The organism is Aquimarina litoralis (genome assembly GCF_019295435.1).
Classification (GTDB): Bacteria; Bacteroidota; Bacteroidia; order Flavobacteriales; family Flavobacteriaceae; genus Aquimarina; species Aquimarina litoralis_A.
On the sequence record NZ_WEKL01000078.1, the window covers coordinates 1 to 12,629 of the forward strand.

At 39.1% G+C, this 12,629-nt stretch carries 3 protein-coding genes; all 3 read right to left on the bottom strand.

The features are described 5' to 3' along the window. Positions 1-7,287 (bottom strand): beta strand repeat-containing protein (locus GBO31_RS22710; RefSeq protein ID WP_343211337.1); only part of this gene is annotated, 7,287 nt, incomplete at its 3' end. Positions 7,288-7,346: 59 nt separating this feature from the next. Continuing rightward, positions 7,347-10,769, bottom strand: coding sequence for a PorP/SprF family type IX secretion system membrane protein (locus tag GBO31_RS22715; protein ID WP_219010897.1), 3,423 nt, complete (start codon positions 10,767-10,769; stop codon positions 7,347-7,349). Between the two features lie 3 nt (positions 10,770-10,772). Beyond that, on the bottom strand, positions 10,773-12,629 hold a 1,857-nt coding region (locus tag GBO31_RS22720; RefSeq protein WP_219010899.1), incomplete at its 5' end, for a gliding motility-associated C-terminal domain-containing protein.

Here is a 12,629-nt window from a genome sequence, read left to right on the forward strand (position 1 = left end):
CCCATCAGTAGCTCCTATACAGGTAACATTAGTAGCTACCGCACTTGCTACAGGATCTGGTGCGGGAGAAACAACTATATTCCCTGAAAATGCTTCACATCCTAATGCGTCTGTCGCTCTAAATATATATGTGCCCGCCGTAGTAGTAGTAAAAGTCAAACCAACAATACCTGTTGTTGTATATGTAGCTCCTCCATCTGAACTCACCTCAATCGTAGGTGGTGGTGTATTACCTCCAGTCGTTAATAAATCTATAACAGCTGCAGGACTAGCACTACAATCTAAATCCTTGGTCAAAGACGCTACTAGTGTTAACTGGTCTGCTATCGTAAAAGTGATTGATGGCGTGGAACATCCATTCGCATCATTCACAAAAATAGTATACGTACCTGGAGTCAATCCAGTAATCTCAAATGTATTCGCAGGATTCGGTGGAGAAGCCAAGAACGTAACTGGAACTGGTGCATTGCCATCCAAAACATATTCATATGGGCCTGTACCTCCACTTATCGTGATCCATTGACTGGCCTGATCCGTAGTGTCATAACATGGATCTCCGCCAGCAACTGCTGTAATTGTACCAGGAGAGGTCTCTCCCACAATAACCGTATCATTAAACTCACATGCTGCTGCAGTATTTCCATCTCTTACAAAAACTGTATATGTGCCTCCTGCTAATCCACTGAAAATATTACTGCTCTGGTAAGGAACGATAACTACTACTCCAGCAGCATCTCTAAGCTCATACTCATAACCACCTCTTCCTCCGGTAGCGGTAACCGTAATAATACCTGTACTAGCCCCACAATCGGCGTTGTCAACTGCAGCGGTAAATCCTAATACCGCTGGATCTGTAATAATAACCGTATCCGTAGCTGTACAATTTGTCGTATCATCCGTAACTGTAATCGTATAAGTTCCTGCTCCTAAACTTGGAACCGCAACCGTAACAGCAGTTTGAGTAGCACCTGTAATAGGTGTCCCTACTGGGATTGTTCCTCCTGTAACTTCATAACTATATGTTGTAACGGTTAAATCAACTCCTGTAACCGTAAAAGATAACGATCCATCAGTATCTCCATTACATGTTGGCTCAGCCGTAACAGAACCATTAACTGCTATCTGATCTATATTGTCTATTGTAATACTCTCTGAATATATACAGCCATCTGTCGTTGTTCTGGCTTCAAAAGTATAGGTGTTCCCTGCTGGTAAGGTATACATGTCATTTGTACTAAATGCCGTAGCATTACCCGCTGGAGAAGTAATTCTATACTCAAAACTACTAGCTCCATTGGTACCACTAGCAGCTACGGTCACTGTAGATTCTAAAGCTGGACACTGAACCTGACTCAAGGTAAAAGCTATATCAGTAACCTCCTGCAAAGGATCAATTGTTAAGTCCCCTAAATTAACAGGACAAGCTGCTGTATCTGTATCTCGTATCCATAGCGTATAGGTACCATCTGTCAATCCTCCGAAAACACCAGTAGTATTGGTAAAATCAACTCCATCTATACTATATTCATAACTACCATTTCCTCCCGCTGGATTCGATATTGTAATCTCTCCTCCTATAAATGGAGAACCAGTAGCATCACAACGATAATCTTCAGTAATCGCTATATCAGCAGTGATCGGAGTGGCGTCATTAATGGTAACATTCAATGCTGGACTTATTACACATCCAAAAGAATCTGTAACAGTGATTGTATGTGCGCCAATTGCTACATTGTTAAAAGTAAATGTGTTTGCTGCCACAGTAGCAACCTGAGCTCCTCCATCCAAATCATAGGTGAAAGGGCCTGCACCGGCAGTAACTGTAACTAAGATTGAACCATCATCTCCTGGACATAATGGATCTGTACCCGTCGCATTTGCAGCCACTGGCACATAAGGAGTAACATCTATTGGGGCTGAAATTGCAGTACATCCTTCGCTATCAGTAACTCTAATTTCATACGTTCCACCAATACTTGTAGCGTATGGTGATCCTCCTGTATAATTAGCTTCTACAACAGCTCCATCTCTAATAATATCAATTGTATTTCCTCCGTTTCCACCACTTACTACAAACTCAATAGTAGCATCAGCATTTGGAGGACATGTTATATCTTTTGTTAGATTAGCCGTAATCGTTAGTTGCGGTTCTATATCAAAGGTTACTGCACTCGATATACATCCATTATCATCAGTAACTGTTACACTATAACTTCCTGGTACAAGATTTGGAATAGTAAACGTAGGTAAGGTAGTCACTGCTATAGGAGCACCTCCATTTAAGCTGTAAGTATAAGGAGCTACTCCTCCTGTTATTGTAATTTCTCTACTAGCTTCATCGGTTGTATCATAACATAAATCACCTCCTGCTAAAGCAATGGTAGGTGCTAAAGTTTCCGTAACTATAACCGTATCACTAAACTCACAAGCAGCAGCTGTATTTCCATCTCTTACAAAAACTGTATATGTTCCTGCTGCCAAACCACTAAAAACATTACTGCTCTGGTAAGCAACTATTACTGTAGTACCTGCTGCATCACTCAATTGATATTGATATCCTCCATTACCGCCTGTAGCTGTAACCGTAATAATACCTGTACTCGCTCCACAATTTGCAGCATCAACATCTGCCGTAAAACCAAGGACTGTTGGTTCATTAATAACTACTGTATCTGTTGCAGTACAATTTGTTGTGTCATCTGTAACTGTAATCGTATAAGTTCCTCCTCCTAATCCAGGAACAGAAATTGTAGATGTTGTCTCTCCAGCACCAGTAATTGGTGTTCCTACAGGAATAGAACCTCCAGTAACTTCATAACTATAGGTCGTTGTTGTTAAATCTACACCTGTTACTTCAAAAGAAAGTGAACCATCTGTATCACCGTTACACGTAGGCTCCGACGTTGGAGTACCATTTACCGCTATAGGGTCTACATTGTCTATTGTGAAACTTTCTGAGTATACACAACCATCTGTAGTTGTTCTTGCTTCAAAAGTATACGTATTACCTGCTGGTAAGGTATAAGTGTCATTCGTGCTAAATGCTGTCGCACTTCCTGCTGGAGCTGTAATCCTATACTCAAAACTACTAGCACCATTAGTACCTGTAGCTGAAACCGTTACTGTAGATTCCAACGCAGGACAAACAACAGCAGTAAGAGAAAAGTCTAAATCTGTAACCTCTTGTAATGGGTCAATTGTTAAATCTCCTAAATTGACTGGACAAGCTGCTGTATCTGTATCTCGTATCCATAATGTATAAGTACCTGCTGTTAAACCTCCAAAAACACCAGTAGTATTGGTAAAGTCAACGCCATCTATACTATATTCATAATTACCATTTCCTCCCGCTGGATTTGATACTGTAATTTCTCCAGCAATAAAAGGTGATCCAGTAGCATCACATCTTAAATCTTCTGTAATCGCTATATCAGCTGTGATTGCTGTAGTACCATTTATAGTTACATCTATTGGAGTGTTTATTTCACATCCAAAGCGATCAAAAACAGTTACTACATGATTCCCAACTGATACATTACTAAATGTTTGAGTAGTAGCATTACTAGTAACCACTTGTGTTCCTGCATCTAAATCATAGGTATAAGGACCTTCACCTGCAGTAACTGTTACCAATATCGAACCTAAACCTCCTGGACATATCGGATCTGTTCCCACTGCTGTAGCTTCTACTGGAATWTAAGGATTTACAGTAACCGAATTGGTATCTACAGTACAACCGGTAGTAGTATCCGCTACCGTAAATGTATAGGTTCCTGCTGTAGTAATTACAAATATATTAGAGCCTTGCTGACTTGCTGGATTTCCTTGGAAAGAATATACAAAATTCCCGGATCCACCAGTTACTTCAATTCTTATTTCCGCATCTGTACAACTTAAATCAGCATCTAATATTGCGGATGCAGTAAACGCCGCTGCCGGAGATATTGTCACCTGTTGGGTATCTATACACTCTCCATCATATGATAAAACCTCTACATCATAAACATCAGCATCTAAACCTGTAAATATATGATTCGGATCTGTAGTTGGTCCCTCACTTGCTGTAAAAGCCGTGGTAGTACTACTTATGTTATACGTGTAATTACTATCTCCATCGGTAACCTGAATCTGAATAGAGCCCTGATCACTCGGACAGGATGGACTAACTGGAGTGATAGAAACCGTAGAATCTAACTCCTCCATAAACTCTGTCGCCTGAAATACACAAGCTGTCGGCAATCCATTACTCTGACGTACATTTACCGTATAGGTCCCCTGCTCTGTTAAACCTGTAAACTCTGGTGAGGCCTGATATCCTATAACTGTACCTGATATCGGAGTGATCAACTGATACTCATACTCATTCGAAGAATTCTGAACGCGTAAGATACCTGGAGTATTACATACAATATCACGAACAATTACCAAATTAGGCTCAAAATTATTCTTAAAGACATTGAAGTAAAAATCAATCTCACAATTCCCATCAAACTCTACTCGAATCCTATATTCACCAGCTTCGGTAACCGTGAAATCCCTAGTCGTAGCTACCTGAACCCAATCAGGATCACAGGTGCTATCCAAAGTAGGACAATCCTCATCTCTCGTAACAGATGGACATGCTGCCGGATCTAATCGCTCCCAAACAATATTGGTAGCATCTACAAAACCTGAATCTAAATACTGAGAATCTGTAGCTCCACATAAGAAAATCTCTGGTAATGGATCTCCCGTAATCGGACATGTACGTACATTTCCGTTTACAGATGGATCCTGAGCTATCGGAACTATAGGATTGGTAACCGTGTTAAACGCTGTAACCGTCCATATTTCAAATAAATCAGCACAATCTGGATTACCTGTTTTATCAACGCGATAAACTCCACCTGCACTAACAGTTAATGTTTGCATATTTCCAATAACAGCTCCAGTATTTACATCCGTCCAAACATAATTTGGAAATCCGCCTCCAGCTACTAAATCTAAAGTACCTGTACATAAAAAAGCGCTGAAATTACCGTCACAACTGTCAAGATTAATCAGTGTATTTGAAGTTCCTGTAATATCAAAGCTACATACATCCTGACCTAAAACACTATCTTCTCCGGAATTGGTAATACCAGAAATAACTCCTGTATAGGTTGAACGTGCAACATTTATAATTTGATCACTACAAGCATCACGTATTTCAGAACAGCTATTAATAACCTGAACTCCAAAGCGAATGGTTAAAGGTCCATCAGACCGCTCTACAACACTATCGTCAAAATCAAAACGTACTTCTCGATCACCATTTAGAAGCGTTGCCGTAACACCTGTTGGTGTCGTAATTGTACCACCCACAAAATCTACATTTGCAGGCAAAATATCTTCAATGAAGGCGTTTGTAATGTTTTCATTACCATCATTTTGAATAGTAAGCTCATAAAATAATTGCTGACCTAACACTACATCACCACCAGTGATGTCTACGCCGTTAACATCCAGTACTCTTTTAAAAACTGCTAATTCTGGTTCTATAATTTCTATACTAAACGTATTTAGGAAAATTCGATATCGATCTCCCTGCGTACTAGCAGTAAAATCTACTTGCGTTTGATTATTTCCTATGATAGAATTACCAGTGTTAGGTACATCAAAAATATCTGCATCAAACCCTAATGTATTTTCAGAGTTTGGATTACGAGCAGTATTATAATTTCCATCAATGGAGATAGAACTATTAAAAAAGTTGGTTGCACCGTTCACAGGATCTGCAGATAACGGTATTTCAAAACCACCAAGCGGTGCTGCTTGTATTGCTAAACCATCACCCACTAATCCAAAATCACCTTCTAACGCAGCTACTCCAAATCGTGCTCGAATATCGTTAGGAGGTGGTAATGTCTGGAATCCTGTATACGTAAATGTTTCAGGTGGATTTACACAACCTGTTGGGATGTTATCTGTAAGATAACCACTCACAAAACCACCACTTCCATTTTGGGCATTAACTTCATCTATGATTAAATTACCGACATTATTCCCAATCATAACGGCAGGAATCGTAATTCCGGAGCCGTTTCCTGTCATAGTAATGGTTCCATTACCTCCAGCGTTATTGACGACAACTACTGCAACTGCTCCAGCGTTCTGCGCATTTAATACTTTCTGAGTAAAAGAACAACTACCCCTTCGAACAATGGCAATATTTCCATTAACTTCAGCAGCATTTACAACCGCCTCACAACCATCATCTGATGTAATATTTCCATCGCCATCAGGAGCACTTCCATCATCAACCACTACAAAATTGGCACTTAATAACGTTGGATAGTYTGGAACCGGAACATTCCCTGGACTAAAACCATTTTGTGTATGACTTACTCCTTGACCATTAAATAGTCCAGAAGTAATACCCAATTCAAAAGCCGATGCTGACTCACACGCTATTTCTAAAAACCCATGATTCGTACTAAAAAACTTTCTTGATAGATTAGGGTCTTCATAAATAATTACCATTACCCATCCTGCAGAAATACCACTTCCTGATTCTGTAAGCCCAGTAGCAGATCTTACATTTGCCACAGTATAAGTACCTGTTGCATTTGATTCTCCTGTTACTGGATCAGCAAGCGATTGTAATTGTGCAGTAATATCCGCATAACATACATAAGGAATATCATTGGATGCTACATCGTTTGGATTCGTAGATGTATTACGATATCCATCATAAATTGTCCCTTCATCTCCTGCTTCTGCAGTAATATCTATATAATTTGTTGCGCCTGGCAACATTAATCTTACCGTTCTAAAATCAGGTCTTGGATCTGGCAGTGGAAGACCCACTGTTTGTGGAGCATCATTTCCGTTAGCAGCATCTATCCGATCTTCATAATAGGTAGCAGACCAGTACAATCCTGCATACGCTATTTGGGCACATGATGCATTAGCATCTGGATCAGTAAGAGTAAAATCTGCACTACTCGAACTAAAAGTGGTAGGATCACTATCAACATCAATATAACCTTGCGTTAATTGATCATTAAATGCCCCTCCGTCATAGGGATCATTTGGATCATAATTGGTAGTATCTCCTGTGAAAAACGAGTTTCCTGTTCCACTTTGATCTCCGCTAAGCCCTGTTATTGCATTTGATATGATTTGCATATCTCCTGCTAAAGTTAAACTACTCGCATCGTTTAATGGAGTAGTAAATGGTACTTCTTGTGCAACTAGATTATGGATGCTAAAAACTAAAAGCATCGATACTATTACAGCTGATCTGAGGCGTACTGAAATTTTCATAAGCTGTTTCTTTTGGGGTTGAGTGTTTTTGATATTGTTAACAATAATTCATTCATCAATTATTGTATTTTTAATATATATAGGTCTCCATTATATGTGTTACCAACGTTAGAGAATAAACTCTGTTTTGCTTGATCCAGATTATCAAATCTGTCTAAGTATACATATATATAATTGTCTTTAGGGTTTCTGAAAAACTTAGGTTCTAAACCTTGATCTCTAAGTTTTGTCATTCCTCGTTCAAAATAATTTTCTCTCTTAAAAATATTGGTAATCAAATAATATCCATTCTCGATATTGTGACCTCCAATATAGGATAGACTTTCCGTTAAAACGGTATCATCTTTTACAGTATCCTTGATAAGTCTAGTCTCTTGTACTAGTCGTTTTAATGATTCTACTCTACTCTTGGCAATATTTAATATCCACATATCACCAAAATATTTGTTTCCAATATTGTTCAAGTAATTTTCTGCAGCTTCTTCTTTATTAGCATAATACTTGATGGCAACATATTGATACTGATTTTCTGGGTTCAAAATTACCTGAGCGTCATTAAATCCAAGATCTTTTAATTTATTTGTGAAACTGTCTGCATATATACCACCTCTAAATACATTTCCAATTAGATAGAAACCTTCTGGATATCCAGGGATATATTTAGTTGCATATTTAGCTTCTGGTCTTGTAGCTTCAGCAAATTTTATAAATCTATTTCTCGAAGTAAGTCTCTTAGAACTAGAAGGGTCATCACTATTCTTAACTTGTTCAGCCTCATCACTCATGCTTACAAGAGATTCTAAAAGTTTATTAAACTCTCTCTTATCAAGATTTTTTGATGATGTTAATAATGAATCTCGAGATGCTATTAATCTGTCTGTAATTCTACTACTATTATCAATTTCACGTTGAATTTGCTCTATATCTTCGTTATTATTTTGTTGAGATTCTGCTTCTTGACGTTGTCTCTCTTCCTCAGCCAATCTTGCAGCCTCAGCTTCTTGACGTTGTCTCTCTTCCTCAGCCAATCTCGCAGCCTCAGCTTCTTGACGTTGTCTCTCTTCCTCAGCCAATCTCGCAGCCTCAGCCTCTTGACGTTGYCTCTCTTCCTCAGCTAATCTCGCAGCCTCAGCCTCTTGACGTTGTCTCTCTTCCTCAGCTAATCTCGCAGCCTCAGCTTCTTGACGTTGTCTCTCTTCCTCAGCTAATCTCGCAGCCTCAGCTTCTTGACGTTGTCTCTCTTCCTCAGCTAATCTTGCAGCCTCAGCTTCTTGACGTTGTCTCTCTTCCTCAGCTAATCTTGCAGCCTCAGCYTCTTGACGTAATCTTTCCTCTTCAGCTAATCTTGCAGCCTCWGCTTCCTGACGTTGTCTCTCTTCTTCAGCTAATCTTGCAGCTTCTGCTTCCTGACGTAGTCTTTCCTCTTCGGCCAATCTTGCAGCTTCTGCTTCCTGACGTAATCTTTCCTCTTCAGCTAATCTTGCAGCTTCTGCTTCCTGACGTAGTCTTTCTTCTTCAGCCAATCTTGCAGCTTCTGCTTCCTGACGTAGTCTCTCCTCTTCAGCCAATCTTGCAGCTTCTGCTTCCTGACGTAGTCTCTCTTCTTCGGCCAATCTTGCAGCCTCAGCTTCTTGACGTAATCTTTCCTCTTCAGCTAATCTTGCAGCTTCTGCTTCCTGACGTAATCTTTCCTCTTCAGCTAATCTCGCAGCTTCTGCCTCTTGACGTAATCGCTCCTCTTCAGCTAATCTTGCAGCCTCAGCTTCTTCATCTTTTTGAACAGAAACTTCTCTTTCTAATGTCTTTTGTGACTGTTCTCTTCTTCTCTGCTCAGCCATCTCTTGTTCTAATTTCTTCTGAGATGCCAGTCTTTCTTCTTCAGCTTTTTGAGCAGCCATTTCTAATTCTAACTTCTTCTGAGCAGCTAATCTTTCTTCTTCTTCAGCTTTTTGTTTAGCTTCTGCCTCTGCAATCTGTGCTTGTCTTTCTGCTTCTGCTTGTTCCTCTGCAACCTGTGCTTGTCTTTCTGCTTCTGCTTGTTCCTCAGCGATCTGCGCTTGTCTATTTGCTTCCGCTTCCGCCTCTTGTCTTTCAGCTTCTGCCTCTCTAGCAGCTTCTTCGGCAGCAATTCTCTCTTCTTCCGCACGTCTTCCAGCTGCTTCTTCCTCTTCTTTTTTCCTCTGCTCAGCCATTTCCAACTGCAGCTTCTGCTGTGCTGCCAATCTTTCTTCCTCTGCTCTTTGCTCAGCCATTTCTAATTCCAGCTTTCTTTGTGCTGCAAGTTCCTCTTCTTCCTTCTTCTTATTGAGTAATTTTACTTCTTCCTCTCTTTGAAGTGCCAGTTCTCTAGCTTTCTTAGCTTCTTCTTCTTTAGCTTCCTGAATCGATCTCTCTAATTTATTCATAGCTCTTTGAGCCTGACTTAGAGAATCATTTCGAGTGCTTTGAAGCTCTCTTATCAATTTATTTTGGTCTAAAATTTCTTTCTTTAATCTTCTTATTTCAGAATCTCTCTGTAATGAACTGTTTGAAGAGAAGTTTCTTCTCTTTCTTCTTCTTTCTTCCTTAGCGAAGTTGAATGCTAATCCAAATTCATGAGTTGCTCCAAACTCGGCAGTATTTGCATCACCTCCAATTCCAGGTTCTACGGTATACCCAACGGAAACTACTTTTGTAATATTTGCACCTATACCAATGGAACCACCATAAAAACTATTGTATCCTATTTGAGCCCATCCATATTTTGGTATTTCAAATAACACATTTCCTCCATACCTCAAGTCTTCTACTCCAGGCTTTGAAGCATATACCATTCCTCTAAGCTCATTTTCTGTTCTCCAGTCAAGCTCTGTAGTATACATTACGTGACCTGAATAATCAAAATTATCCGTCAACAATTCACTTGAAGTAACATTGTAAGCCACTAAATTTCCTACGGAAGCACCTACATCGAAATTACCCCAGTTGAAATTCACTCCTGGACGAAGTAAAAACACTGAACTGTTTTCGAAATTATTAATCACTTCATCTCCAACCTGTGCATCGTCTAAATTGCTCTTTAATGAACTCTGAGAATAACTAAGGTTTACACCAAAAGTGAAATTCATATCTCTATTAAGCTCCAAGTTATATGCATAATTAAGAGTCGCGCCAAAGAATCTAAATATTCCTACATTTTGCTGGAATAATCCAACACCAACTCCCGTTCTTTCTTCAAATCTTGCAGAATAGTTTAGAAAGTACGTTTGTGAATTATCATTAAAACTTGATCTTGGATTTCGGTTATAAATATTAATCGAATTTTTGTTTTCGCGAACCAAAGAAAAGGTAGGATTAAACATAAAACGATTATACTTCAGAGAATTATGAAGCGGAATATCCGATGGTAAGATTCCTGAAGTATTAGACGCGGCTTCCTGACCGTAAATGAGATTTAAGGAAGTGACGAATAGTATTATTATTAAGAGTATTTTTTTAATCATAAATTATCTCATTACAGTAATTGTTCCTTTTCTGACTACTGCGCTATTTCTGGTAATTATATAATAATATATGAGCTCACTCGCGCCCGAAGCTGAATTTGCAGGCCAATCTTCATTATATCCTCCTGACTTCTCAAAATCCAACTTACCATTTGAGCTATATATAGTTACTTTTATGTCTGATGCTTCAAATTCATCTGGTAATACCCAATTATCATTAACTCCAGGACTGCCATTTGGTGTAATTACATTTGGAATCACTGCAGAAACACCTGGCTCATCACCAACTGTAATCTCACGTTCTATAACACATTCCTGATAGGTAATAATTACTCTATATCTTCCTTCTTCAGAAACAGTGATCATATTGGTTGTTTCTCCATCTATCAACACAAAATCACCTCCTTCTTCTACAAACCATTCATAGGTATACAACAAGCTTAAAGGAACACTTAACGTAACCTCTCCGCCGAATGGTAAAAACGGTGGATCGGAGACAATCTCAACATCGTCTGTTAAAAATTCTATCATCACTGGATCAGAAACCGCTACCGCAAAATCATTCGTCGGTCTAAAGGTAGCTTCAATCGTATAAGAAGCATTCTCATCTGCACCATTTACTGTGATACTTAAATCCGTTTCTCCTAAACTAGTGCCATCTCGGAACCATTCAAAATCGAAAAAACTATATTGTCCTTCTGTCAAAGGAATCTCTAATCCTCCAGCAGTAATACCTAATAGTTCTTGTAAAGCCAAAGTTGCTGTGTTATCATCACAATCTATCACTTGAGAAACTGTAGGCAAAAAACTCTCTGCCACAAAAACCTCCGTCTGTGCAACTAAAGTGCTCATACATACATCATTGGTTAAAACTTCTGCTCTGTACGCACCTACATTAGTTACATCAATGGATAAACCTGTTGCTCCTGGTATAGGAGTGTCATTCTCGAACCATTGAATGGTACTACCTGCTGGTGCATTAGTAGTAATTTCTAAGGTTATGGTCTCTGTAGGTAATAATATCATTTGTGGAGGCGGCTGAGTCAAAATATCAGAACCTAAGTTAATCACCTCTACAGGGTTGGTTACTATAGAACATCCGTCTCTTGCTGTAACCATTACAGTATAGTCTCCCGCAAAATTGCTTTGAGGTAAATTATAAACAGCAGTATTAGAATCTGCTATAGCTTCACCATCCAAAAACCATTCGTAGGTATATGCAGGATCATTAATACTACACGTCAATATCTTTACATCTTCCGGGCAAAACTCTACTGGAGCTGCGGCTTGTTCCACAATAAAAACATTATTCGTATCTAATAGAAAAACATTTGTATTGGCAGAATCAAAATTGAAAAATGCATTACAAAAACCGAAATCGATTTTTACATTATAAAATCCTGGTTGGGTTACATTTTCTAGGATATTAGATGTTTCTCCTGGAATTTCGACACCATCTCTTGTCCAAATATAAGCAGGAAAACCTGCTGGTGAAGCGGTAAGTGTCACTGGATCTCCATCACAAAGAGCAACATTATTTGCATTTACATTTGGACCCGTTAAAGTTACTCCTTGACTGGTATCAAAGTAATAAATAGGTATGTTGTCTGTTTGTCCAATAACCTGTGAATTCGAATCACGAACTCTCATGCTATAATTTTCTCCTCTAAGGTCGGTTGGTATTGGGAAAGGACCGAAATCCAATTCGGCACTTGCGCCAAGAGCTGTACTAATTTGAAAGCTATCTAACAATAGCGGTGGATCTTGAAACACTCCATTTTCATCAGATAATTCTAAAAGAAATTCCGTTCCAGGGCCAAAAAAACCGGAAGGGCCATTATATTCAGCTATTGCCGAACG